The sequence below is a fragment of the Catenibacterium sp. co_0103 genome, assembly GCF_004168205.1.
In the GTDB taxonomy this organism is placed as follows: domain Bacteria; phylum Bacillota_I; class Bacilli_A; order Erysipelotrichales; family Coprobacillaceae; genus Catenibacterium; species Catenibacterium mitsuoka_A.
On sequence record NZ_RCYB01000012.1, the window covers coordinates 17,454 to 44,130 of the forward strand.

The following is a 26,677-nucleotide window of genomic DNA, read 5'->3' on the forward strand; positions in this document are numbered from 1 at the left end:
AGTGCCCTTCAGCATTGGTATTTTACTTTTATTTCTTTGTTGTTTAGAATGGTGTCATGGAGGTAAATTATGACATTCACAAACAAGGATTTAAAAAACATGATCATCCCATTGTTCTTTGAACAATTATTAGTCATGTTAGTAGGTATTATAGATACTTTTATTGTGAGCTTTGTGGGAGAAAGTGCGGTATCAGGGGTTTCACTTGTAAACTCATTTAATACAATCTTTATTTATTTGTTTACAGCACTTGCATCGGGTGGGGCAGTTGTGATCAGCCAATATATTGGACGTAAAGAACAAGAAGCCACTAACCGTGCTTCAGGACAGTTATTGATGTTTTCTATTGTCTTCTCATTTATATTGATGATACTTGTCTTGATTTTCAATGAGTCACTTTTAAGACTCTTATTTGGTCGTGTAGAAAACTCAGTAATGCAGGCTTGTATCACCTATTTAAGAATATCAGCTTATTCTTATCCAGCCCTCGCTATTTATAATGCAGGTGCTGCTTTATATCGCTCTATGGCTAAAACATCTACAACTATGTATATTTCTATCGCATCTAATATTATTAACTGTATTGGAAACTGCATAGGTGTTTTTGTTTTACATGCTGGTGTGGCAGGTGTTGCCTATCCTTCACTGATTGCTAGAGTTTTTTCTGCAGTAGTGATTACATTCTTATGCTTCAATAAGACACTGACTACTTATTATGAAAAGAAGCATATATTTGTATTTGATGCTAAGATGTTGAAAAGAGTATTGAATATTGCGGTTCCTAATGGGATTGAACAAGGGATCTTTCAGTTAGTTAAAGTAGCCTTGAGTTCAGTTGTTGCTTTATTTGGTACTTATCAGATTGCAGCCAATGGTGTGGCCCAAAGTATCTGGTCACTTGCAGCCTTAGTGGGTGTTACAATGGGTCCTGTCTTTATTACGGTCATAGGACAGTGCATGGGAGCAAAGGATATAGATAATGCACATTATTACTTTAAGAAGCTGATGAAGATCACAGTAATCTTCTCTATTATATGGAATGCATTCATTCTTCTTATTACTCCACTATTCTTACAATATTATCAATTATCATCAGAAACTAAACATCTAGTCTTTGTTTTGGTTATTATTCATAATATTTTTAATACGATTGCGTTCCCGTTCTCTGGACCACTTTCAAATGGATTACGTGCGACAGGAGATGTCAAATATACAATGATTGTATCAATCTTGAGTACAGTCGTCGTAAGAGGAATACTCTCTATTATATTTGGTATTACATTCAATCTAGGTGTGATTGGTATTGCCTTAGCAATGTGTGCTGACTGGTCAATGCGTGCTATTATATTCCATTTACGTTATCAATCAGATAAGTGGACACAATTTAGTGTAATTGAATAAAGAGACATTTTCGTCTCTTTTTTGTGTATAATAAACTAGAGGTGGTTATACATGCAGAAAATAATGATTGTAGAAGATGATGAAATTATTGCTTCTTCTATAAAAAAACATCTAGAAAAGTGGAACTATGATGTGTTTGTAGTGAATGATTTTGAAAATGTTTTAGAAGACTTTAGAAACTATGAACCATTACTTATATTATTAGATATCTCTCTGCCTTACTACAATGGTTATTATTGGTGTCAGGAAATAAGAAAAGAATCAGAAGTGCCTATTATCTTTATTTCTTCTACAAGTGAGAATATGAATATCGTTATGGCAATGAATATGGGGGCAGATGATTTTATTAATAAGCCTTTTGACTTAACGGTACTCACGGCTAAGTTACAGGCAATACTTAGACGTACCTATTCATTTAATAAAACACAAAATGTCTTGAACTATCACTCACTGACTCTTGATTTATTAAAAGGTGTCATTAGCTATCATGAAGACTCTATAGAACTCACTAAAACAGAACTTAAGATCATGCAGATTTTATTTGAACATGCCGGACAGATTGTCTCTAGAGATACAATCATGGAAGCTCTCTGGCAAAGTGAAGCTTTTGTAGATGATAATACATTAAGTGTAAATATCAATCGCTTAAGAAAGAAATTAGATGCTTTTTCTTTACCACAGCTTATTCATACAAAGAAAGGGATAGGGTATCAGTTATATTATGAAGACATACATTAAAGACCATTATCGTTATTATCTTGTTTATCTGGTGATGATTTTCTTGTTTGATCTGATCCTCTTATTATGTGATGTTTCTATTTCATTGCTTTATTATCCTACCTGTTTATGTTTCTTTTTTGTGATTGTTTATTTTAGTTATGACTATTACAAATATAATAACAAGATCAAAGCACTTAAGTATGCTTTACATCTTGATCATATTTACTTAGAAAATATTCCGACTCCAGAGAATGCTTTAGAAGATTCTTATTATGCACTTGTAGATAAGATTATCCAGGCTAATATTGTCCTTAATAATCAGAAGGATACAAGCTATCATGAACTATCTGATTATATGACACTCTGGGTTCATCAGATTAAGACACCTATCGCAGGACTAAGATTACTCATACAATCAGGTGAGTTATCACCACATCTACTATCCATGCAGATATTACGTATTGAACAGTATGTGGATATGATGATGTACTATGTCAAGATGGGACATATGAATCAGGATTTAAAAATTGGTCATTATAAAATAGGGGATATAGTAAATGGAGTTGTCAAGAAACAATCCTTATTCTTTATTCATAAGAAGATTTCTCTTCAGCTAGAAGAGCTAGATGAAGAGATAGTTACGGATGAGAAGTGGACTTCTTTTATTATTGAACAGATCTTATCCAATGCCTTGAAGTATACTAAAGAAGGTTCTATTCGCATTTATATGAAGGGTTATACATTATATATAGAAGATACAGGAATTGGTATCAAGAAAGAGGACTTGCCTCGTGTCTTTGAAAAAGGCTTTACTGGTACAAATGGACGTATTGATAAGAAGGCGAGTGGATTAGGCTTATATCTTGTTAAGAATATATGTGATATTTTGGGTTATCCTATTCATATAGAGTCTGAAGTAAATAAAGGGACAACTGTTTCTATATGTTTTGAAAAGAAACCTCTTATTGTAGAGTAACTTACAAAATTGTAAGATAAGAGACTTATTCTGTAAGGTGAATCAATGGCAGATATGTTTCAAAATAATTAAACTATAGTTGTAACGAAGGAGGAAAACATATATGTCATTATTAGAAGTTAAAAACTTAAAAAAAGTCTATACAACACGTTTTTCATCTCAGCAGGTCACTGCTCTGTCTAATGTCTCTTTTTCAGTAGAAGAAGGGGAATATGTCGCTATTATGGGTGAATCAGGAAGTGGTAAGACAACACTTTTAAATATCCTAGCATCTCTAGATACACCGACAAGTGGCGAAGTACTACTTAACGGAGAAGATATTACTAAAATCAGTGAAAAGCATATTTCACAGTTTAGAAGAAAAAATCTTGGATTTGTATTTCAGGATTTCAACTTATTAGATACATTCTCTTTACGCGATAATATCTTTTTACCTTTAGTTTTATCTAAAGAAAACTATGATGTGATGGAAACTAAATTGAATCACTTAGCACCACAGCTAGGTATTGAATCACTACTGGATAAATACCCTTATGAAGTATCAGGAGGACAGAAACAAAGAGTAGCCGTCGCAAGAGCTTTAATTACTCATCCTCAGATTATCTTAGCTGATGAACCAACAGGTGCTCTGGATTCTAAATCTACAGATGATTTATTGAATATCTTTGATCATGTAAATAAAGAAGGACAGACCATTGTGATGGTTACTCATAGTACTAAAGCAGCCAGCTTTGCGAAACGTGTCTTATTTATACGTGATGGACAGGTCTATCATCAGATCTATAAAGGAGATAAGACAAACGAAGAGATGTATCAGGCAATCAGTGATACACTTACACTACTGCAGACAGGAGGTAAGTAATCATGTTTTATTTAAAACTTGCCCTGACAAATATTAAAAAGAATGGAAAAATCTATTTCCCATATCTTATTACAAGTATCTTTACTGTCATGATGTTTTATTGTGTAAAGTTCTTAGGTGGAGATAATGGCCTAAGAAAAGACAGTGAATCAGCAGCCATGATGATGAATCTTGGCGTGTATGTTGTGATTATATTCTCAGTCATATTCTTATTATATATAAATAGCTTCCTCATGAAGAATCGTAAGAAGGAACTTGGACTCTATAATATATTAGGAATGGAAAAACGTCATGTGATGTTGATTATCTTTTTTGAAACATTGATTGTTTATTTGATTTCTTTAGGGTTTGGTGTATTAACAGGTGTTCTATTCAGTAAGCTTATGATGCTTATTTTAGTGAAGATATTGGCTATTCATACATCGATTGTATTTAGTATTGATATGAATGCGATTTTGATCACAACTCTTCTCTTTAGTGTTATTTTCTTTGTCTCATTTATGATCAATGCAGCTTCTATTCGTTTCTCTAATCCAATCCAGTTATTAAAGGGTGGACAGGTTGGAGAAAAGGAACCAAAGACAAAGTGGTTGATGACTTTAATAGGTGTCATCACACTAGGTGCTGGTTATACAATTGCCTTGTCGATTGAAGATCCAATCACTGCCCTTGTCTTATTCTTTGTGGCAGTTGTACTTGTTATTATTGGTACATATGCACTCTTTACGGCTGGCTCTATTGTAATTTTGAAAATATTAAAGAAGAATAAGAAGTATTACTATCAGACAAATCACTTCATCAGTGTGTCTCAGATGATGTATCGTATGAAGCAGAATGCAGTGGGACTTGCTAGTATCTGTATTTTATGTACATGTATTCTTGTCATGATTACTTCTACATATACTCTTTATAGTGGCGTTTTTGATACTGTGAAAAAAAGTGTTCGTGCTGACTATAGTTATAAAGTAGGGAATATGGAAAAGGTGAATATGGATGAAGAAATCATCAACCTTGAAAAGGACATTAAAACATCTCTTGCTTCTAAAAATATCGGTATTTCTCAAATGGCTTCTTTAAAGTATTGTAATGTATTGGCTTCTCAAAATGGAACAGTTTTTACTGCGCCAGGAGAAGGTGGTAATAATAAGATTATTACAGTTCTTGGTATGACATTAGCTGATTACAATCGTATTTATAATCATCATGTCACTTTAAATGATCATGAAGTACTTTATAATTCTAATTATCATTTTAATCATGATTCAATGATGTTGAATAATCAATTGTATTCATTAAAGATGGTTAAGAATGATCCCTGGTTTGTCAAGGATGATATTGCGAATGTAAATTCAGATAGTATTACATTTGTATTCAAGGATGATGCAGCTTTAAAACAGGCACTTACATTTGAACATCGTTCTTCCCCTTCTTATGTTTATGAAATATTAGTGGATTATAAAGGTGGTTATTTCAATTCAAAGGCTGAAAAAGTCATGCGTAAAACAACACAGAATTTCACTTTGAAAGTCAGTGAAAAGAATGATGGTGAAATCAGTTATTCTAATATGACTCGCTATGATAACTACCAACTATTCAGTCAGATGTATGGTTCATTATTATTCTTAGGAATCTTTCTAGGTGTACTCTTTATGATGGCAACCGTATTGATTATGTATTATAAGCAGTTATCTGAAGGCTATGAAGATCAGAAAAGATATGAAATATTGCAGAATGTAGGATTGAGTAAAAAAGAAGTCAGACAGGCTGTATCTTCACAGGTATTGATTTTCTTCTTTCTTCCTCTTGTAGTGGCAGTTATTCATATGTCTGTGGCATATAATATGATCTTAAAGATGTTTAAGGTAATGATTCTTAATGCCCCTCAGACATTTATTACATGTACTGTTGTATCAGTGATAGTACTTACTATTCTTTATACTATTGTTTATTTCTGTACAAGTCGTACATATTATAAGATTGTAAGAAAATAAAAAAGGCTTTCGAGCCTTTTTTTAGTAGTTTAAGAAGTAATCGTTGATTACTTTTTTATCTTTTGTGATTGTGAGAGAAAGCATTAATAGAATACGTGCTTTATAAGGGGACAAGTTATTAGCCCCTAGACATACATGTTTAGGATCAAAATAATCATCCTGGAAGATAATACTGTTCGTTACACGGCTCGCACGTACAAAGATAATACCCTGATCAGATAATTCTTCAATACGCTGACGCCATTCTTTAGAATAGTTTCCGCTACCTGTTCCGACAATCACAATACCTTCATTATTTTTTGCTAGAAAGTCAAGAATATCAGGAGAAGCACCTACATAATAGTCGGCAATTGCGACATGAGCTAAATCTTTGATTGGTTTACGTGAAAAGACTGAATAAGTTGTATGTCTCTTTAATGGCTGAGAAGAGAAATAAACTTCATCATCCTTCATATAACCAAGATTAGCGAAAGCTCTCTGGTCGAAGGCATCAATCTTATAATTACTGATTTTCTGGATATCTCTACCGGAGAAAATAGTACTTGAGAATAAGCACATTACACCACGACCCCAAGCTTCACTATGACTTGCAAGCATAATGGCCTGGAATAAGTTAAATGGTCCATCGGCACTTGTTGCAGTTGCAGGACGCATCGCACCTGTTAAAACAACAGGTTTTAATGTATTGACTGTTAAGTTTAAGAAGTAAGATGTTTCTTCCATTGTATCAGTTCCATGAGTCACTACAATACCATCAATATCCTGCTGATCTGCAAGTTTATTAATATGTTCAGTTAAGATCAACCATCTTTGATCATCAATTTCATTAGAATCAACAGAAAAGAGATTATCTAAAACAATCTCAACACGATCTCTTATATCTGGAATAGAAGCCAATACTTCATCTACAGAAATAGTACCTGCTTCATAATTTGTTGTTTTACCTGCAGCGCCACTTCCTGCAATCGTACCACCTGTCGCAACAATCGCAATTTTTTTCTTTTTCATATTTTTTTACACCTCGTCAATAATTATATTTAAAACAAAACTTGAATGCAATAATCTCTATTCAGTGTGTTCTAGAATATGCTTCAATGTTTTAGAATCTGTTACAGAAACAATCCCATACTCATACAAAACAGCATTTTCCTCTTTTAATTTCTTCATAATACGTGATACAGTCACTCTATTCATATCTAAACATCCTGCAATATCTTCATGCGTATAAGGAATGGATTTTTTTCCGTTATCTGTTTCAATAAGAAGGAAGTCAGCTACTTTTTGCGTACTATTATAGTTCACTAATCTTTCAATTGTATGTGTCAAATAGTTGCATGTAGAAGTCAGATGCTGAAGCATAAGAATCATGAGATCGATATTTTTCTGTAATATAGGCATCAAATCAGTAATATGACAACGGATGAATTCTACATCAGTAATCGTGGCCATATTCGCTTTACGTACAGAATGGTTTAAAAAAGAACCATCACCAAAAATACGTCCTTTCTTTAATACCTCCAAGGTAATCTGTTTTCCCTGTGAACTGCTTAAATAAGCACGTACACGACCTTTGATTAAAAGATAGATATCATTTGCATCATCACTCTCATAAAAGATGACTGTCTTTGAAGGCAAGACACAACGTTCACCTACTGATTCAAATAAATAAAAATAGTTTTCTGGAATAATGATATTCATATGTCCCCCATTGTAGCCTAGGCTACTGTATTGCCTCTTTTTATCATTATAATATTCCTGGGTGATGAAAATGAAGGAAAAAGTATTATCAATGGTAAAAATTTTGGTTGGTGTCGCTTTGACTGATATAGCACTTGGTATGATTGTATTACCACAATCCTTCGCTGCAGGAGGTGTCACAGGGTTATGTGTTATTTTAAGTAAGATGATTCCATTACCAGTCTCAATTCTTGTATTAATTTGTAATGCAATATTATTTATATTAGGTTATATATTTATTGGTAAAGAATTCATTTTCAAGACATTGATTGTCAGTATTATCTTTCCATTTGGGTTAGATCTATGTCAGAAATATAATTTCTTAGCTGAAATGAGTTCTGATCCTTTAATGAGTGCTATTCTTGCAGGTGTCCTCATTGGGGCAGGGGTAGGACTTGTACTTTTAGGCGATGGTTCTTCTGGTGGTTTTGATATTATTGGTGTGATTTTACAGAAGTATTTCAAAGTCCCTGTTTCTATCGTTATGAATATATGTGATATTACAGTTATTTTGATTCAGGTGGCATCTAATCCCTTTATGAAGAATGTATACGGTATTCTTGCGATTATGATCTGTACTATAACAGTCAATAAAGTATTGGCATATGGTCAATCACAATGTGAAATCATGATTATGAGTCATGAATATGAAAAAATCAGAGAACGTATTTATAAAGAAATTGATGTTGGGCTCACGTTATTAAAAGCGGAAACAGGTTATTTAAGAGAAGATATGCAGGTCATTCTTGTGGTTACACAATATAAAAAGATTGCGACAATTAAGAAAATCTCTGTAGAAATAGATCCTACTTCCTTTGTTTTTGTGAGTGATGTTCATTCAGTCATTGGAAAAGGGTATACATTATCACGTTAAGACCTACGGGTCTTTTTCTTTTTGTGCTACAATAGATGCAGGTGATGAATATGTTAGAAGAATTAATGATGAAAATGATTGAATTTGATTGTGGAGATCCTAAGCGTATCCAGCATTTCATAAAGGTACATAGCTTTTCTAAATTAATTGGTGAAAAAGAAGGATTGGATGCACATACACTCTTTGTATTAGAAGCAGCTAGTATTTTACATGATATTGGAATACGTGTATCAGAAGAGAAATATGGCTTTCAAAATGGAAAACTGCAGGAACAGGAAGGTCCTACACCTGCAAGAGAAATATGTACTTCTTTAGGATTTAAAGAAGATGATATAGAAAGAATATGTTTCTTGATTGCCCATCATCATACATATACTGATGTAGATGGAATAGATTATCGTATCTTGTTAGAAGCAGATTTTTTAGTCAATGCATTTGAAGATAATGCTTCTATAGAATCTATTCAGCATGCCAAAGAGAGTTTTTTTGAAACAGAAACAGGTAAGCGTATATTAGATACAATGTTTAAGTCATAGTTTTTCTATGACTTTTTTTGGAGGGTTATTATGTGTGGACGTTACTATCTAGATGAACAATTGAAATATGACTTGACTAAATGGGTCATTATTTCTGATGGACATATATTTCCTTATGGAGATATTCATCCAGGAGAAGAAGGCTTTATTATTTTGAGGGGTCATTATGGAGACTATAAGACATGGGGTTATCCATTAAATCAAAAACGTGTCTTTAATGCACGCATAGAAACAGTATTAGAAAAGAAGATGTTTAAAGAAGATGCAGTAAAAAGAAGATGTATTATTCCAATTAGTGGTTTCTATGAATGGGATAGAGCACATGCGCAATATCTATTTACTAATAATCATATTCTTTATCTTGCAGGCATCTATCATGATGACTATTTCACAATACTTACAAAAGAAGCAGAAGATATCATCTCAGGAATCCATTCAAGAATGCCTGTCATTGTTTCATGTGAAGATATAGATTTATGGCTTGATGAAGGAAGAGTATACAAAAAAACCAAAGACTCTTTAGAAGTCCTTGGTTCTCATAAACAAATGTCATTAGATGATATCAGTGACATCAATCCATGATTCCTGGTGGGCATATTTTTCTAGTTCTGGAATAGTGAGCTTAATAGCGCTATTAGGGCTGCCACATGCTGGATAAACATGATCAAAACGTTCTAGAGACTCATCAAGATAGACTTTAATACCTTCTTTTAATCCAAAAGGACAAACACCACCTACTGGATGACCAGTCAAAGATTCTACTTCATCCCCATGAAGCATCTTAGCTTTCTTATGAAAGAATGATTTATATTTCTTATTGTCGATTCTTGCATCTCCGGCCATTACAATCACAATGACTTCATCTCCGACATGAAAAGACATTGTTTTCGCAATTTCCTGTTCCTTACAGCCAATAGCTTGTGCTGCAAGTTCCACAGTCGCACTTGATACAGGAAACTCTACAATATGTGTATCCATATTATATTGTTTGAAATAATTCTTCACTGAATTTAAAGACATAATAACTCCTCCTATCAACATACTAACTAGATATGTTTATAAGGATTATAGCACAAAAGCTGAGTTTTTCAATAAACTCAACCTTTATTTTCTTCTTGGATAGAAAGAATCAAAGCACCTAACAATCCATATTCCTTGAAATGTTCAATAAAGTGAATATCAGGAAGATATTCTTCTGGAAAGTATTTCTTTAATAATTCTCTTAACTCATGTTTATTAGTATATTTACATGATACGATCAATATTTCAGGATCATAGATAGAAATGACTGCAGCAGCTTGATAGGCAAGGAATTTTAATTGTTCCTCTGGTGTCTTTTGAAATTGTTCTCTGTTAAATGGCAGATATTTGGCTTCTCCTGCTATCTTATGCGCTCCCTCTATTAATTGTCCTTTAAAGACAGAACCTATACCACAAGGACTCCCCATGGATGGCTGATAAAGAAATGAGATTGTCTGGTATTTATTCTGTGAAATATAATAACCAGATACAAGGGTATTGACATCATTAAATAAATAGAAACGTTTATTTGGATAACGTTTATTAAGTGGTCCTAAGACATTGATTCTTTGGTCACGGAAGTCCATATAACCATCTCGAATGATTCCCGGAAGACTAATTCCAATAATAGGAATATCTGGATGAAAGAGTAATACTGTATCAAGGATATCAAAGAGGTCATTTACTTGAAAATCAAACTTAACGACTTCATTATCTAATAGTGTTTTATTATTTTGATCAAAAACACGATAAATCATTCTTGTACGATGACTTGTGCGTACTGTTGCGATGGTTAAGATCTTTGTCTGGTGAGGCACTGGACGACTAATGACAGGTAAACGAGCCGTAGTTGGATGACGACGAGACGATAAATGTTCATCTAAGAATTCTAATAATGCGCCTGCATCATATTTTGCGAATATTGTAGAAGGAATAGTCAGTACTGTCTTCTTTTTAAAGCATGTTTCTAGTTTTGTCTTTTTAGAATTCACTTGTGGTGCCACAAGAATCACATCATAATTCTTCGCAATATCATAGAGTTCATGATAAGCAATTGCATCAAATTCATAGTTTTTAGATAAAAGCATAGTCGCTTCATTGAGTTGTGCAGCAAACATACCTGTTGTGAGGCCACTTGTACATGTTAAAAGAACACGAATAGGAGGTTCATCGATCAATTGTTTAACACATTGAAGCATTTCTTCATATAACGAAATCGCATGATTCATAGTATGCATTTGAAAATGAAGATAGAAGTCTATCTTATCAGTGACAAGATTTGTGACTGATAATTCAATCAGGTTATGGTCATTAAATACTACTTCGGCATGACAATAAGGAGTTGTAAGAATAATTTTTTTACTTTCTTCTTTAATATCACAGCCTTCAATAGACTGAATGAGAATCCATTCCTTGAATAATAATGTATGTATATCTCTTAAAAATTCATCCATAATTATCACCTCAACAATAGTATATCAAAACAATACACCAATGAGATATTTTTTAATATATTGAAAAAAGATGATGGATTCTTGTCAAAATGGTTTTGAAAAGATGATCAGAATTAGAAAATAATGTTTCTTTTTGCATTCTTATACTATAATACTTAAAAGAGATTACATTATAATCATATTAATATAGGAGAAAACTTATGGGGAAATATTTATTTTTTGATATAGACGGTACTTTATTAAGTGATGTTACACATACTGTGCCACAAAGTGCAATAGAGGCGATTAAGAAAGCAAAAGAAAATGGGCATCATTGTTTCTTTTGTACAGGAAGAAGTTATTTTATGACAAAGGAAATTTCTTTTACAGGAATAGAAGATGCAATTATTGCGAATGGCGCAGCGGTTGTTCGTGATGGTAAGCCAGAATTACAGAAAATCATTTCAAGTGATGTTGTAAAGAAAACACTTGAACTTATTGAAGAATTAGGTGGAGGCTATCAGATCATAGATTGGAAAAATGGCTATCAGAATCCTTATACACATGCTATGTTTGAAGAACAGTTCAAAAAGAAATTTGATGAACCTGTTGAAGAAGTGTTTAAGAAAAAGAGTATGAAGACGATGGCTGAAATAGAGAATAATCCAATTCTTAAGATTGATGCAACTTTTGATACAGGAGAAGCAGCTGAGAGATTCATGAAAGAATTAGACCCAAGCTTGACTTTTATACCAGCTGGAGGCTATACATCAACATTTGGCGCAAAGGCTGGAGAAATGATGATTAAAGATGTATCTAAAGGGGCTGCTATTAAGGATTTTATGGAAGCTGTTGGTGAACCAATAGAAAATGCCTATGCATTTGGAGATTCTACAAATGATATAGAAATGTTAGAAATAGCAGGTACTGCCATTGCGATGGGCAATGGGGCTGATTTGGCAAAAGATGTAGCTGATTATGTGACTGATACAGTCGATGAAGATGGACTATATAATGCGATGAAGTATTACAAGTTAATATGATTTATTATGGAAGAGAGTGCCAGATTTATGGCAATCAAGATGCTGACGTTTATATCTTCTGTTTCTTTCATGACTGCACTTCAATTGTAAAATCATTAAAGAAAAACTATTGCTTTATAGCACCAGTTATTAAGGATTGGAACAGTGAACTTTCTCCATGGCCTGCTGATGGTTTTGGTGGAAAGGGTGAGGAACTTGAAAAGTGGATTCTTTCAACTATGAATTCCTCTCATCATTATATTATTGCGGGCTATTCACTTGGTGGTTTGTTTAGTTTGTGGATGTATGGAAGACATGAATCTTTTGTAGGATGTATAAGTGCATCTGGTTCCTTATGGTTTCCAGGCTGGATCAACTATCTTCATACCATTAATAGAAAAGCAGTAGTATACTTGAGTCTAGGTAGAAAAGAATCAAAAACAAAGAATAAACTCATGTGTACAGTAGGACAAAATACAATAGAAACTTATCAATATCTAGTCAAGAATAACAGATGTATATATATAGAAGAGAATGGAGGTCATTTCACTGAACCAGATCAAAGAATGATCAGAGGATTTAAATGGGTTTTTGAAAATTTATCTATCTTTTTTGAATAAACTATGTTAGAATACACACGGTCGCAAAGACATTTTTAAAAAATATGCGATTAATGCCCATTAGAAAATGATTTTTTTGATTGACTTATAATCTAATTTTCATTATAATGGGTGATGCAGTTATAGAGGGTGATCAAGGTGAAATGGAATCGTAATTGGTTAGTCAAACAGAAAAATGGAAAATTTGATTTCGAAGAAACGATAACATTTCCTAAAGAAATGTTCTATAACTTATCTCGAATCAATGATTTGAAGGATGTGGAAGTTACAGGATCAGGCAACTTCAATAGTAGTGAAGAACATCTATATGTAACATACCATGTTCAGGGAACAATGGTTGTTCCTTGTGCTATATCATTGGAAGATGTCGATTACCCATTTTCTATTGATACAGATGTTGTGTTTGCGTTTTATAAGCCTGAAGATGATGAGGATGTTGTAGAAGCAAGAAAAGATGTTGCTGATCTTACTTCTGTCATATTCCAGGAAATCATGATGGCTATTCCAATGAGAGTTGTGAAGGAAGGCGCAAAGATGAAAACGAGCGGCTCAGGCTGGAAAGTCATGGATGAAAGCGAAGTAGTCGCAAAAGAAGAGGATACAATCGATCCCCGTTTAGCAAAACTCAAAGATTATTTCAAGGATCAGGAATAAGGAGGTAGAACAAGATGGCAGTACCATTTAGAAGAGTATCAAGTACAAGAAGAGACAAGAGAAGAACTCATGACAAATTATCAGCTCCTGCAGTTGTTAAATGTCCAGAATGTGGTGAATTCAAATTAGCACATAGAGTTTGTGGTCATTGTGGTTATTATAATGGCGTTAAAGTTAAGGATGTAAAATAATTCCTTTAGAGAGATGAAAATCTCTCTTTTTTTATTTTTAAGAGGTTTTCTAGCGTTTTATGCTAGAAAACTTTTTTTTGTGTTTAAAATCCATAAATTTCTTGTCTGAAAGTGCATTGTAAGTCTATAATAGTGGTAAGAATTGTATGAAAGTGGATAATTGTGGAAAGGAATGGTGAGTAAGGTATGTTCTTTGGTGAATATCAGCACAATCTAGATACTAAAGGCCGTTTGAGCATCCCTGCTAAATTCCGTGGTGAATGCGGAGACCATGTCTATATCATGAGAGGCCACGAAGGCTGTCTAGATGTTTATACAGAAGAAGGATGGCAGACTTATTATGCAGAATTGAAGAAGTTATCAAATAAGAAGAAAGAAGAACGTGCTTATTTGCGTATGGTAACTTCTCGTATGAGCCGCAGTGAATTTGATAAATTAGGTCGTATCAATATTCCCCAGGTATTACGTACACATGCTCATCTAGAAAAAGAGTGTACAATCGTTGGCGCTGGTGAACATATTGAAATATGGGATACTGCTAAATGGGATGCATTCTATGATGAATATGATGACCAGTTTGATGACTTATCAGAAAGAATATCAGAAAATGAGGAATGATAAATATGTTTGAACACTATAGTGTATTATTAGATGAAACAATCGATGCATTGAATATAAAAGAAGATGGTATTTATGTGGATTGTACTCTAGGCGGAGGGGGACATAGTTCTCGTATTCTAGAAAAATTGACAACAGGACATTTATATTGTTTTGATCAGGATACCAATGCGATAGAAGCTGCAAGAGAAAGATTGTCAAAAATTTCTGACAACTTTACTATTATTCATGCAAATTTCAAAGAGATTAAGGCAAGACTCTCAATGGAGGGTGTTTATAAGGTAGATGGTATTATATTTGATTTAGGTGTATCTTCTCCACAATTTGATAATGCGGAAAGAGGATTTAGCTATAATACAGATGCAAGACTAGATATGCGTATGAATCAAGAACAGCCTTTAAGTGCTTATGAAGTAGTGAATAATTATTCTTATCAGGATTTAGTGACTATTTTATATAAGTATGCGGATGAAAAATTTGCGAAATCAATTGCGAGAATGATTGAAAAGGAAAGACAGGTTAAACCTATTGAAACAACCTTTGAGCTTGTAGAAATAGTAAAAAAGGCTATTCCAGCTCGTGCAAGACGTACAGGTGGGCATCCTGCAAAACGCACTTTCCAGGCAATTCGTATTGAAGTGAATGATGAATTAAATGTATTTGAACGTGCTTTAACAGATTCATTAGATCTACTTAATGTGGGTGGACGTGTGGCAGTCATCAGCTTCCACTCATTAGAAGATAAAATTACAAAGTATATGTTTAATGAAAAGACTGCGGTACCGGATTTACCAATGGGTATGCCGGTTATTCCGGAGGAATACCAGCCTCGTTTTAAGAAGGTTACAAGAAAGCCTATAGTCGCAGATGAAAAAGAATTATCAGAGAACAGACGTTCTCATTCAGCTAAATTAAGAGTAATAGAAAGGATACGTGATGAATAATGAAAAGAAGAAAATCAAGATTTTTAAAGTTTACAGAAATGCTGCTTGCGTTCTCTTTTGTTCTATTTTTGGTAGGTAGTATTTATTTGAATTCATATGAATCACAACTTAATGCGAAAATCAAAAAGACACAGGATGAAATATCTAATGTGCAGTCAGATATTGATGCTTTAGAAATGTCTAAACAGGAATTGGCTTCTTTCTCACGTATGAAGGATGTTGCCACTAAGAAAGGTTATGATTATCAGCCTAGTTCTGCAGCTGCTGCAGTGGTAGGAGCTGAAGAATAATGAAGAGATCTAGAAATAGAAGCGGTCAGGTTGTTATGCTTGTATTTCTCTTTATGATGGTTATACTCGCAATCAATGTCTGTTACTTATGTACAACAGGTAAGACAATGATCAGTAACGTCAATGTAAGAGACTTTGCGAAGAATCGCGGAGGAGGACAGGTCACTAAGGTTGTCCAGGCAGCACGTGGGACTATTTATACAAGTGATAACGAAATAGTTGCTTCTGATGTAAAGAAATATAAATTAAGGGCTATTCTTGCAAAAAGGTTAGATGCTAAAAAGAATCCTCAATATGTTGTAGATAAAGATCAAACAGCTGAAGAGTTAGCACCTATTCTAGGTGTATCTAAAGCAACAATTTTAGATCGTTTGAATCAGAATACATATCAGGTAGAATTTGGTAATTATGGCCGTAATTTATCTTCTATCACAAAAGAGAAGATTATGGCATTGAAGTTACCTGGTCTTGAATTTGATGAAATTACATCTCGTAATTATCGTTTTGGTGATTTTGCAAGTTATGAAGTAGGCTACGCAGCTGTAGCTGCAGAAACAGATCCTTATAATATTGTAGGTCAGATGGGTATTGAAAAGACTTATAATAATTGGTTAAAGGGTACAAATGGGCAGAGAGTTTATTTAGTAGACTCTAAGCATAATACTCTTCCTAATGGGGTTATTTCTGATAAAAAGGCAGTAGGTGGAAACGATGTTTATTTAACAATCAATTCAACACTTCAGACAGAATTAGATTCATTAATGAAAGATATGCAGGAAAATACAAAGGCTTCAAAAGCCTGTGCTGTAGTTATGAATGTCAAAACAGGGGCTATTCTTGCAGTATCTAACTATCCTTCATTTGATCCTAATAAACGAGATTTAACTAATTATAACGATACATTCTTAAATGAAGCATTTGAATGTGGTTCGGTTTTCAAACCATTTGTCTATGCGAATGCATTAACAGATGGTGTATTAGATTTAGATAGCAAATATGAATCTGGTACATATGATTATTTATCTAATGGCCGTGTTATTGCGACAATTCATGACCACAATAGAACTGGATGGGGCCGTATTACTTATCGTGATGGGTTGTACCATTCTTCTAATACAGCTATTTGTCATATTCTTTCTGAACATACAAATATGTCTAGCTTAATTGAAGATTATAAGAATCTTGGATTATTCCAGACTAGTAAGGTAGATGGCTTGTTCTCTGGTAGTGGTGTAAAGGGTTATGATGGTAAAACAAAGAGCTTAGAATATTTCACAACAGGATTTGGTCAAGGTTCTTCAGTTACTACACTACAGCTATTAAGAGGTTATTCAGCATTTGCGAATGATGGTCGTACAGTAGAACCTTATTTAGTAGAAAAGGTAGTTAATCCTACAAATGGTAAGACACTCTATAGTGCTAAAACTTCTTATTCTAAGAAAATTTATTCTACTGAAGCAGTGGCTCAGATGAGAACACTTTTATATGGTGTCGTTAATATTGATGAATCAACAGGTCGTGATTATAGAGATTCATCTGTAGAAATCATTGGTAAGACTGGTACTGGTCAGATTGCAGAAAATGGTGCTTATTCTGCTTCTAAGCATACACATTCCTTTGTCGGCATGGCACCTTATCGTGATCCTGAAGTAGAAGTTATAGTCTGGTTCCAGAATGAAAGCAGCGGTACTAACTATTCTGGAGATCTAGTCAAGAGTATTACTAAATCAGCTTTAAATATCTTAAGCAAAGATACTGAAAAGGTAAATTCAACACCTTATGTATTAAATAACTATATGAATCAGAGTACATCATATGTTGAAGGTATCTTAAAGAAGCATTCGCTTACACCAATACTCATTGGTGATGGTTCTACAGTAGTAGGACAATATCCATCAAGTACAACAGAAGTTACAATGGGTTCTAAAGTACTTTTATTAACAGATGGACAGAAATATACAATGCCTTCAATGCTTGGCTGGTCTCGTAAAGAGGCTGAAGCCTTTGCATCACTCACAGGTGTTGAAATTAAAATGAATGGTTTGGGCTCTATTTATGCTCAAAGTATTACAAAGGGAACTGAATTAAAACAAGGCACTGAGATTGAGCTTTATGCGAAATAAGTGACATTGTATTTACACCCATATTATGCTACACTTGTGGGGTAAAATAGAGGGAGGAAATTTTCATGTTTCTATTAATAATCAGTTTTATGGTGGCAATAGCACTTGTATTAGTGGCCATGCCTAAGGTTATACCTTACTTACATAAATTAAAGTTTGGACAGGTAGAAAGAGAAGAGGGACTTGCTTCTCATAAGAAAAAAGGCGGAACACCTACAATGGGTGGTGTCGTATTTATCATAGCTACTGTGATTGCAGCTTATATCTGCCATTATCAGAACTTTATGAATCCATATGTTAATCTATTAACATTTGCATTAGTAGGATTTGGATTTATTGGATTTATTGATGACTACTTAATTGTTGTACAGCATAGTAATAAAGGTTTGAAGCCTAGTTATAAATATGCAATGCAGTCAGTTGTTGCGGTTGTATTCTATTTCTTAGCTAAAGCTTATTTACCTAACTTCTCAACTGAAATTATTATTCCTATTGCACATATTAGTGTTAATCTTGGTTGGTTCTATCCAGTCTTTGTTTATTTCATGTTTACTGCAGAATCTAATGCAGTGAATTTAACAGACGGATTAGATGGCCTTGCAACAGGACTTATGATTATTGCATTAACACCATTTGTTGCATTTGCGATTTTAAGTAAGAATATTGAAGCAGCATTATTTGGTGCTGCACTTATGGGAGGTCTCACTGGATTCTTAGTATTTAATGCACATCCAGCTAAGATTTTCATGGGTGATTGTGGCTCTCTTGCATTAGGTGGAATTCTTGCAGCGTTTGCAGTCATCACTAAACAGGAACTACTTGTATTGATTATTGGAATCGTACCTCTTATTGAAACATTATCTGTATGTATTCAGGTTATTTCATTTAAGACAAGAGGTAAGAGAGTATTTAAAATGGCTCCTATTCATCATCATTTTGAAATGTGTGGATGGAGCGAAAATAAAGTTGTTGTTACTTTCTGGGCAGTTGGATTTATTGCGGGTATTATTGGATTATTGTTAGGGGTGTTATAAATGTTTAAAGGCAAAAAAGTACTTGTATTAGGACTTGCAAAAAGTGGTAAGGCAGCAGTTGAATTATTAAAGTTTATGCATGCTGATATCACTATCAATGAATCAAAGAAAAAAGAAGATATTCCTGAATATGACAAATATGTGAGTGAAGGAATTGAAATGGTTTGTGGTGGACAGCCAGATGAATTATTTGAAAGAGATTTTGACTTTGTAGTTAAAAATCCAGGAATCAATTATCATGCACCATTTATCCTACGTTTAAAAGAACGTGGTATTCCTGTTTATACAGAAATTGAATTAGGTTATAAAGTGGCTAAAAAGCAGCATTATATTGCGGTAACAGGAACAAATGGAAAAACGACAACAGTGACTTTGATTTATGAAATCTTAAAGGTTGCAGGTCGCAAGGCACATATTTGCGGTAACTACGGTATTCCTTATTGTGAAGTCGTATTAAATGAACATTTATATGAAGAAGAAGGACATGATGTTGTAGTAGAAATGTCTAACTTCCAGCTTATTGATATTGAAGAATTCAAGCCAGAGGTGGCTACAGTTTTAAATTTAACACCAGATCATCTTGATTATATGGACTCTCTAGATGAATATTATGCATCTAAGATGCGTATTTATATGAATCAGGATGAGAATGATTTATTTATTAATAATAGTGATGATGAAACTTTACAGTCTTATTTAGCACAATATAAAGTTCCATCACATATTGAAACATTCTCAGTTAAAAGCTTGGCAGATGTAGAACTTAAAGACAATGCGATTTATTACAAGGGACAGAAGGTTATTAGTCGTGATGAAATCAAGATTGTAGGTTTACATAATGTTGCGAATATGATGGTTGCGATTGCAGCGTGCAGAGCAGTAGGTGTAAGTCTTGAATCTATTCATGACACTTTAGCTACATTCAAGGGTGTAGAACATCGTATTGAGTTTGTAAGAGAACTTGATGGCGTACGTTATTACAATGACTCTAAGGGAACTAACACAGATGCAGCAGTAATTGCGATTAAAGCATTTGAAAAACCAGTTATTTTATTAATGGGTGGTCATGAAAAGAATCTTGATTTAAAGGACGTAAGAGAACAAAACCCTCTTATTAAGACACTCATCTGTTTTGGCGATACAAAAGAACGTTTCTCTAAAGATATGCAACATCCTCATACAATCGTAGTAGATCATATGAAAGATGCTATTTTAAAAGCAAAAGAGATTGCTGAAGAAGGCGATGTTGTATTGCTTTCTCCTTCAACAAGTTCATTCGATGAATTCCATAGTTATGCTGAAAGAGGAAATGTCTTCAAAGACATCGTGAACAGGTTATAGGAGTGAGTTAAATGAAAATTATAGTAAGTGCTGGTGGAACAGGAGGACATATCTATCCTGCTCTTGCCTTAGTTGATTATATTAAGAAATGTGATCCTGATACTGAATTCTTATTTGTAGGTACAACAGATAGACTAGAATCTCAGATTGTACCTCAGATGGGTTTAGCATATCGTGGTTTACATGTAAAAGGTCTTGTAGGCAATCCTTTACAGAAAGCTAAAAATGCTTTGATTTTCTTAAAATCTTTAAAGTCTTCAAAGAAGATTTTAAAGGAATTTAATCCAGATATCGTTATTGGGTTTGGTGGTTATCCTAGTGCATCTATTGTCTTAGCAGCAAGTCAGAAAGGCTATAGAACTATGATCCATGAACAGAATTCCATCATTGGGTTAACAAACAAAATCTTAATTAAACGTGTAGATGAAATTATCTGCTGTTATGAAAAAGCTTTAAAAGCATTTCCGCAGGATAAGACAAAGTTACTAGGTAACCCTCGTGCTTCTGTTGTATCTGAAGGAGTACTCAAGGATGTTCATGATCTTTACAATATTGCGCCTGATAGAAAAGTTATGGTCATCGTTATGGGATCACTTGGTTCAGCAACAGTCAATGCTGTAATGAAGGATGCATTACATAAGATGGATCATAAGGATTATGATGTGCTTTATGTAACAGGTAAGACTTATTATGAAAAGATGAAGGAAGAACTTAAGGACTTAAGTGATTCTATTCATGTATTACCATATATTGATGATATGCCTAGTGTTTTACATAGCTGCGATTTAGCAGTGAGCCGTGCAGGTGCTACAACTCTTGCTGAAATGACAGCATTAGGTACAGCTTCTATTATTATTCCTAGTCCTTATGTAGTGGCTAACCATCAGGAATACAATGCTCGTGAACTTGTAGCCAAAGGGGCTGCTCATTTGATTCTTGAAAAAGATTTAAATGCAGCTGCATTTGTAGAAGTTGTTGATCAATATATGAACAATGAAGAAATGCGTAAAGAATTATCTAAAAAAGCACATGCATTAGGTAAGCCTCATGCATGTGAGGATATTTATAAAGAAATTTTAAAATTAACTGGAGGACGCTAATATGGATGTGAAGCAGGTATATAACGATCTTGTGTCTATGAATATAGGCAAAGTCATTGAGAATGAACCTATGTACAAGCATACAACCTATAAAGTGGGTGGACCTGCCAAGATATTCGTTAAAGCAAACGATATCGATTCACTTATTCAGACTTTAAATTATTGTCGTGATCATGATATTAAGCACATGGTTATCGGTAATGGCAGTGATCTCCTATTTAGTGATAAAGAATATGATGGTATCATTATCTCAATGAAATCATTTGATGATGTGAAGATGAATGGTAGCACTATTGTGGCACAGGCGGGTGTCTCTATGATTGCCTTAGCTTATTCGAGTGCCAAAGCAGGATTATCAGGATTTGAATTTATGGGTGGTATTCCTGGTGATATGGGTGGTGGTATTTATATGAATGCTGGTGCCTATAAGTATTGTATGGCAGATGTATTTGTAAGTGCACGTGTGCTTGATGATGATTTAAATATCATTACATTAAGTAAAGAAGATATGGAATTCTCTTATCGTCATTCAGTGTTACAAAAGCATCCAAACTGGATCATTCTTGATGCAGCATTTGAAATGACAGCTAAAGATCCAGGAGAAATCCGTAAGGTATTAGATAAGCGTAAAGAACGTCGTATGAGTACACAGCCATGGAATTTTGCATGTGCAGGTAGTGTTTTTAGAAACCCTGAAGAAAAACCTGCCTGGCGTTATATTGATGAAGCAGGGCTGCGCGGTTATGAAATTGGTGGTGCACAGGTATCACCTAAACATTCAAATTTTATCGTAAACAATGGATATGCAAGTGCAAAGGATATACTTGATCTCATTAAACTTGTAGAAAAGACTGTTTATGAAAAGTTTGGAGTCAAGCTTCATAAAGAAGTTATTTTAGTGAATTGGGATTAAATATGGATAAGAAGCCAGATTTTGTATTTAATGAATATGATCGCAGCCCATCACGTGAGTTAATTGAGAAAAATAGACGAAGAAGAAAACTAAGAAAGCGCCGTTTGACACTTCTTGGTATTATTCTTTTAATAGTTTTAGGATATATGATATCTCCATTATCAAAGGTTATGTCTATAAAGGTCACAGGTAATTCACAGCTTACAAAAGATTTAGTTATAAAAGAATCAGGTATTACAGATCATACCTATCATTTCTTGTTGAATAATGACACGATTAAAGATAACCTGAAGAAGACAGGTCTTGTCACAAAGGCTTATGTTACTCATAACATCCTTGGTGGTGTTTCTATTGAAATTCAAGAAGCAGCCTTGGTGGCATATATGGAACTAGACAATAAAACCTATGTCGTTACTGAAGAAGGTAAACTTATTCAAGTTGTTGAAGGTATGAATTATACAGGACTCAAACAGATTCCTAAGATTGCAGGGTTTACTGATATCAAGGCAGTAGAAGAACTTGCAAGTCAGTATGTTACTATTCCTGTTACGATTAGAAATGCTGTAAGTGATATCGTTTATTCTCCAGAAAAAGGATATGATGATCGTGTGGCTTTAATACTTGATGATGGAAAGAAATTGATTGTAGATATCCAGGGTATGAAGGATACATTGTCTCCATCTCGTTTTGATTACTCTGCTTATATGCAAAGTAAAAGTGATGTATGTGTATTCTCATTTGAGGGAAGAAATTTATACATGACTAAATGCGAGTAAACCTTACGAGTCATATATATGTAACACGTGATAAGTAGTCTATAAATCGTTTTCATTATTTTGTAATTATGATAAAATAAGATTATATGTAAGGAGAGTGTCTATGAAAAGAATATATGCTGTTTTAGACATCGGTTCTACGACACTAAAACTACTTGTCGCAGAGTTGATGAGCACTAATATTAATATACTCTTCACGAAGAAATTAGCGAGTCACGCCATTGAGGGTGGCTTGATCAAAAATGAAGAAGTACTGGTTGATGAAATTAGATCAATTATTAAGGAAGCAGATGCTGAATTGAATACAACAATTACATCTGTTGCACTTGTTCTTCCTAGCAATTATGCAAGAACATATCAAACTAAAGGTATTACAAAAGTGAATTCACCTCAGGATAAAATTGTGGTCAGTGATATTGTACGTGTTTTAAAGGTTGCACAACGTTTTGAAAAGAGCAAGAAAGAAGAAATTGTATCAACTATTCCTGTTAAGTATCTTTTAGATACTAAAGAAGTGGATCATATGCCTCTTGGTATGCGTTCTGCCTCTTTAAAGGTAGAAGCACTTGTGATTACTACAAACAAGAAGGTATTGTATTCTTACCTGACAGCTGTAGAAAAAGCAGGATTAGATGTTATTGATATTACGATTGATGCATATGCTTCTGCAAAAGAAGCGTTTGATGCTGTATATCTTCAAGAAGGTGCAGTGATGATCAATATCGGACATGATCATTCCACTATTTCTTTCTTTGAAGAGGGCTATTTGAAATATTTGAAGACTGTACCAATAGGTGGTTATACCTTAACTTGTGCTATTGCAGATGCATGGCAGATTTCTATGGAACAGGCTGAAATATATAAAGTGAAATACGGCACATGTGAAAATGGTCTTGGTGAAAAAGATATTATCCATACTACTATCGTAGATGGGGTAGAAAAAAATTATACACAGAGGGATTTGTCTGAAGTATTACAGACAGCTGTGTGGGATATGATGGCACAAATTAAACACTGTTTAGATGCTATCAATGATGGACGTACTTATGAAACTGTTGTAGTCGGCGGTGGAGGAGAATTACCTTGCCTCAATTTAATTGCGACAGATGTATTAGGTACACCTGTAAGATGTTATCGACCTGAAACAGTAGGTGCAAGAGATATGTCTCTGGTACCGTGTTTAGGTATGTTATATTGCTTAGATGATCGAAAGGAATTGATAGGTGAAGATGTTGTATCACTTGTTCTTCCTGATTTATCAAGCACGATGAGTTTAAAGGTGAGAGGTCTAACGATGGCTAAGACTGAAACAACTCATCACAAAGGCAAGTTTAGAAAGTTTTTTGATTCGATATTAAGTGATGATTAAAGTGAGGGCAGGACAATGGATGAAAATTTAGATTTTGTGAAGGTTGCAAAAATAAAAGTTATTGGTGTAGGTGGCGGAGGAAACAACGCCGTTAATAGAATGGTGACTGATGGAGTCAAAGGTGTTGATTTCTATGTAGCAAACACTGATGCACAGGTATTAAAAGGTATTACAGGTGTGAACAAGATCTTCTTAGGAAGGGATATTACACAGGGATTAGGTGCTGGAGGAAATCCAGAAATCGGACGTAAAGCAGCTCAGGAATCTGAAAATGAAATTAGAGAAGCTTTAGCTGATGCAAATATGGTCTTTGTTGCTGCCGGAATGGGTGGTGGAACAGGTACTGGTGGTGCACCAGTTGTTGCAAAGATTGCAAGAGATTTAGGCGCATTAACAGTAGGTGTTGTCACTTCTCCTTTCACATTTGAAGGGCCTAGAAGAAAAAGACAGGCTTTTGCAGGTTTAGAAGAATTACGTAAGAACGTAGACTCTATTATCGTTGTATCTAACGATCGTCTTCTTGAAGTAATTGGTAATCGTCCAATGAATGAAGCATTCAGAGAAGCAGATAATATTTTACGTCAGTCAGTTCAGACTATTACTGATTTAATTGCGATTCCAGCAATGATCAACCTTGATTTTGCGGATGTTAGCTCAGTCATGAAGGATCGTGGCGATGCACTTATTGGTATTGGTATGGCTGAAGGTGAAAATAAAGCACAGGAAGCTGCAAAACGTGCTGTATCATCTCCATTATTAGATGTATCTATCAACGGTGCAAAGGATGCAATCGTCAACATTACTGGTGGACCAAGCATGTCATTATTTGAAGCAAGCGAAGCATTTGCGACTATTACTGAAGCAATTGGCAATGATGTCAATGCAATCATGGGTGTAGCTTCTAATGATCAGTTAGATGATCAGATCATCGTTACTATCATTGCGACTGGTTTTGAAGAAGATCAGCCTGAAGAAGAAGTTGTAGTAACTCCAAAACAGACATATGCAGTACATGGTAATAAGACAACTACAGTTGTTGAAGATGATGATGAAGATCCATTACCAGGCTTTATTAGAAATAGAAAAATTTAAGCTAACATTATGTTAGCTTTTTTTACAAGGGGGAATTCTTATGTATAAATTTGGCTTTGTAGGCATGGGTAATATGGCGAGTGCGATTGCGCAAGGTTTTGTAGAATCTGGATTTATTCCAGGTAAAGAAATATGTGCTTATGATTTAAATAAAGCTCAACTAGATAAAATGAGCTCTTTTGGGATTGTAGCTCTAAATGATGCACATGAGGTCGTAAAGGAAAGCGATTTTGTCTTTTTATGTGTTAAACCACAGGTGATTGAATCAGTAGTAGCTGATATCAAAGGAGATTTAAAAGGCAAAGCAGTTGTTTCTATTGTACTTGGCTATGACTTCGATAAATACAATACACTATTAGATGCATCTACAAGACATCTAACAGTTATGCCAAATACTCCAATGGCAGTAAGAGAAGGCATGTGTTTATTAGAACAGACTCATTCTTTGACTGATGAAGAATTTAGTGCTATTAAAGATGCTTTCTCATCAGTAGGAGAAATAGAAGTCGTACCAAACCACTTAATGTGTGTAGGTGGCGCATTATCAGGGTGTGCACCTGCTTATATCTATATGGTGATTGAAGCGTTAGCTGATGGAGCTGTTATGCAGGGCATGCCAAGAAAAATGGCTTATAAGCTTGCAAGTCAGACAGTACTTGGATCAGGAAAGATGCAATTAAAAACAGATCTTCATCCAGGTATCTTAAAGGATAATGTTACTTCACCAGGTGGTTCTACTATTAGAGGCGTAAAAGCTTTAGAAGATGCTGGTATGCGCAGTGCATTTATTAACGCAATTGAAAAATCAATGAACAAATAAAACATAGCCTATAGGCGGTAAAATAGCGCTTATAGGCTGCTTTTTAGATTTTTTCACAAAAAATGAATAAAAACCAAAAAAAGTCTTTACAAAGGAAATGAATGATGGTAGTATAAGTGAGCACTCCGGTGAGGAGCGCAGACAGAACATTGAAAACTGAACAGATACACGTCAGATTTATTTGAAAACATTTAATTGATGAGCTGAACATCAGCTCTTC

The 26,677-nt window shown here is 34.2% G+C and carries 28 protein-coding genes; 24 read left to right on the top strand and 4 right to left on the bottom strand.

Annotated elements, in window-relative coordinates; all coding sequences use genetic code 11:
• Positions 1-69 precede the first annotated feature (69 nt).
• From EAI80_RS03510 to EAI80_RS03530, 5 genes are all read left to right on the top strand, one after another.
• The gene (locus EAI80_RS03510; protein WP_129980941.1) at positions 70-1,401 is read left to right on the top strand and encodes an MATE family efflux transporter; all 1,332 of its coding nucleotides are present in this window, start codon (positions 70-72) and stop codon (positions 1,399-1,401) included.
• 51 nt (positions 1,402-1,452) lie between these two features.
• On the top strand, positions 1,453-2,139 hold the full coding sequence (locus EAI80_RS03515; protein WP_129980942.1) for a response regulator transcription factor: 687 nt from the start codon (positions 1,453-1,455) through the stop codon (positions 2,137-2,139).
• A complete protein-coding gene (locus EAI80_RS03520) occupies positions 2,123-3,097 on the top strand; it encodes a sensor histidine kinase (protein WP_129980943.1) in 975 nt (324 codons plus the stop codon). Before EAI80_RS03515 ends, EAI80_RS03520 begins: the two co-directional genes overlap by 17 nt.
• Before the next feature lie 103 nt (positions 3,098-3,200).
• On the top strand, positions 3,201-3,959 hold the full coding sequence (locus EAI80_RS03525) for an ABC transporter ATP-binding protein (RefSeq protein ID WP_129980944.1): 759 nt from the start codon (positions 3,201-3,203) through the stop codon (positions 3,957-3,959).
• A gap of 2 nt (positions 3,960-3,961) precedes the next feature.
• A complete protein-coding gene (locus EAI80_RS03530) occupies positions 3,962-5,950 on the top strand; it encodes an ABC transporter permease (protein ID WP_129980945.1) in 1,989 nt (662 codons plus the stop codon).
• Positions 5,951-5,971: 21 nt separating this feature from the next.
• Here the strand turns inward: EAI80_RS03530 and EAI80_RS03535 are convergent, their stop codons facing one another.
• A complete protein-coding gene (locus EAI80_RS03535; RefSeq protein ID WP_129980946.1) occupies positions 5,972-6,958 on the bottom strand; it encodes an asparaginase in 987 nt (328 codons plus the stop codon).
• Positions 6,959-7,015: 57 nt separating this feature from the next.
• Positions 7,016-7,648, bottom strand: a complete 633-nt coding sequence (locus tag EAI80_RS03540; RefSeq protein ID WP_129980947.1) for a Crp/Fnr family transcriptional regulator — start codon at positions 7,646-7,648, stop codon at positions 7,016-7,018.
• 70 nt (positions 7,649-7,718) lie between these two features.
• On the opposite strand from EAI80_RS03540, the gene EAI80_RS03545 reads away from it, so the two are divergent.
• From EAI80_RS03545 to EAI80_RS03555, 3 genes are read left to right on the top strand one after another with little or no spacing between them, the layout of a single operon-like run.
• Positions 7,719-8,561 carry a YitT family protein gene (locus tag EAI80_RS03545; protein ID WP_022424841.1) on the top strand — a complete coding sequence of 281 codons (843 nt, stop codon included), beginning with the start codon at positions 7,719-7,721 and terminating at the stop codon, positions 8,559-8,561.
• A gap of 50 nt (positions 8,562-8,611) precedes the next feature.
• Entirely contained in the window at positions 8,612-9,097 is a 486-nt protein-coding gene (locus EAI80_RS03550) for an HD domain-containing protein (RefSeq protein ID WP_192923992.1), read from the top strand.
• A 30-nt stretch (positions 9,098-9,127) separates the two neighbouring features.
• Entirely contained in the window at positions 9,128-9,679 is a 552-nt protein-coding gene (locus tag EAI80_RS03555; RefSeq protein WP_129980950.1) for an SOS response-associated peptidase family protein, read from the top strand.
• On the opposite strand, the gene EAI80_RS03560 is transcribed toward EAI80_RS03555, so the two are convergent.
• Both EAI80_RS03560 and EAI80_RS03565 read right to left on the bottom strand, forming a co-directional pair.
• On the bottom strand, positions 9,650-10,117 hold the full coding sequence (locus EAI80_RS03560; RefSeq protein ID WP_117458456.1) for a YbaK/EbsC family protein: 468 nt from the start codon (positions 10,115-10,117) through the stop codon (positions 9,650-9,652). The two genes, EAI80_RS03555 and EAI80_RS03560, sit on opposite strands and share 30 nt — an antisense overlap.
• Before the next feature lie 77 nt (positions 10,118-10,194).
• Positions 10,195-11,571, bottom strand: a complete 1,377-nt coding sequence (locus tag EAI80_RS03565) for a hypothetical protein (RefSeq protein WP_129980951.1) — start codon at positions 11,569-11,571, stop codon at positions 10,195-10,197.
• A gap of 200 nt (positions 11,572-11,771) precedes the next feature.
• Here EAI80_RS03565 and EAI80_RS03570 point away from each other — a divergent pair, with 200 nt between their 5' ends.
• From EAI80_RS03570 to proC, 16 genes are all read left to right on the top strand, one after another.
• Positions 11,772-12,593 carry an HAD family hydrolase gene (locus EAI80_RS03570; protein ID WP_129980952.1) on the top strand — a complete coding sequence of 274 codons (822 nt, stop codon included), beginning with the start codon at positions 11,772-11,774 and terminating at the stop codon, positions 12,591-12,593.
• Positions 12,590-13,192, top strand: coding sequence for an esterase (locus EAI80_RS03575; RefSeq protein ID WP_129980953.1), 603 nt, complete (start codon positions 12,590-12,592; stop codon positions 13,190-13,192). Before EAI80_RS03570 ends, EAI80_RS03575 begins: the two co-directional genes overlap by 4 nt.
• Positions 13,193-13,330: 138 nt before the next feature.
• Positions 13,331-13,846: a YceD family protein gene (locus EAI80_RS03580; protein WP_129980954.1), complete on the top strand. Its 516-nt coding sequence runs from the start codon at positions 13,331-13,333 to the stop codon at positions 13,844-13,846.
• Positions 13,847-13,860: 14 nt separating this feature from the next.
• Positions 13,861-14,037 carry a 50S ribosomal protein L32 gene (gene rpmF / locus EAI80_RS03585; RefSeq protein WP_006504992.1) on the top strand — a complete coding sequence of 59 codons (177 nt, stop codon included), beginning with the start codon at positions 13,861-13,863 and terminating at the stop codon, positions 14,035-14,037.
• Positions 14,038-14,223: 186 nt separating this feature from the next.
• On the top strand, positions 14,224-14,655 hold the full coding sequence (gene mraZ / locus EAI80_RS03590; protein ID WP_129980955.1) for a division/cell wall cluster transcriptional repressor MraZ: 432 nt from the start codon (positions 14,224-14,226) through the stop codon (positions 14,653-14,655).
• A gap of 5 nt (positions 14,656-14,660) precedes the next feature.
• Positions 14,661-15,599, top strand: coding sequence for a 16S rRNA (cytosine(1402)-N(4))-methyltransferase RsmH (gene rsmH, locus EAI80_RS03595; protein WP_129980956.1), 939 nt, complete (start codon positions 14,661-14,663; stop codon positions 15,597-15,599).
• Positions 15,599-15,889, top strand: coding sequence for a hypothetical protein (locus tag EAI80_RS03600; RefSeq protein ID WP_192923993.1), 291 nt, complete (start codon positions 15,599-15,601; stop codon positions 15,887-15,889). Before rsmH ends, EAI80_RS03600 begins: the two co-directional genes overlap by 1 nt.
• Entirely contained in the window at positions 15,889-18,012 is a 2,124-nt protein-coding gene (locus EAI80_RS03605) for a penicillin-binding protein (RefSeq protein WP_129980957.1), read from the top strand. Before EAI80_RS03600 ends, EAI80_RS03605 begins: the two co-directional genes overlap by 1 nt.
• Before the next feature lie 65 nt (positions 18,013-18,077).
• The gene (mraY, locus tag EAI80_RS03610) at positions 18,078-19,046 is read left to right on the top strand and encodes a phospho-N-acetylmuramoyl-pentapeptide-transferase (protein WP_192923994.1); all 969 of its coding nucleotides are present in this window, start codon (positions 18,078-18,080) and stop codon (positions 19,044-19,046) included.
• Complete coding sequence (gene murD / locus EAI80_RS03615; protein ID WP_129980959.1) at positions 19,047-20,387, top strand: UDP-N-acetylmuramoyl-L-alanine--D-glutamate ligase; 1,341 nt, start codon at positions 19,047-19,049, stop codon at positions 20,385-20,387. It abuts the gene before it with no gap.
• Positions 20,388-20,398: 11 nt separating this feature from the next.
• On the top strand, positions 20,399-21,487 hold the full coding sequence (gene murG, locus EAI80_RS03620) for an undecaprenyldiphospho-muramoylpentapeptide beta-N-acetylglucosaminyltransferase (RefSeq protein ID WP_129980960.1): 1,089 nt from the start codon (positions 20,399-20,401) through the stop codon (positions 21,485-21,487).
• A 1-nt stretch (position 21,488) separates the two neighbouring features.
• Positions 21,489-22,400, top strand: coding sequence for a UDP-N-acetylmuramate dehydrogenase (murB, locus tag EAI80_RS03625; protein WP_129980961.1), 912 nt, complete (start codon positions 21,489-21,491; stop codon positions 22,398-22,400).
• A gap of 2 nt (positions 22,401-22,402) precedes the next feature.
• Complete coding sequence (locus EAI80_RS03630; RefSeq protein ID WP_129980962.1) at positions 22,403-23,176, top strand: FtsQ-type POTRA domain-containing protein; 774 nt, start codon at positions 22,403-22,405, stop codon at positions 23,174-23,176.
• Positions 23,177-23,279: 103 nt separating this feature from the next.
• Positions 23,280-24,545: a cell division protein FtsA gene (ftsA, locus tag EAI80_RS03635; protein ID WP_129980963.1), complete on the top strand. Its 1,266-nt coding sequence runs from the start codon at positions 23,280-23,282 to the stop codon at positions 24,543-24,545.
• 15 nt (positions 24,546-24,560) lie between these two features.
• On the top strand, positions 24,561-25,637 hold the full coding sequence (gene ftsZ / locus EAI80_RS03640) for a cell division protein FtsZ (RefSeq protein ID WP_129980964.1): 1,077 nt from the start codon (positions 24,561-24,563) through the stop codon (positions 25,635-25,637).
• 40 nt (positions 25,638-25,677) lie between these two features.
• A complete protein-coding gene (proC, locus tag EAI80_RS03645; protein WP_129980965.1) occupies positions 25,678-26,457 on the top strand; it encodes a pyrroline-5-carboxylate reductase in 780 nt (259 codons plus the stop codon).
• Positions 26,458-26,677 lie beyond the last annotated feature (220 nt).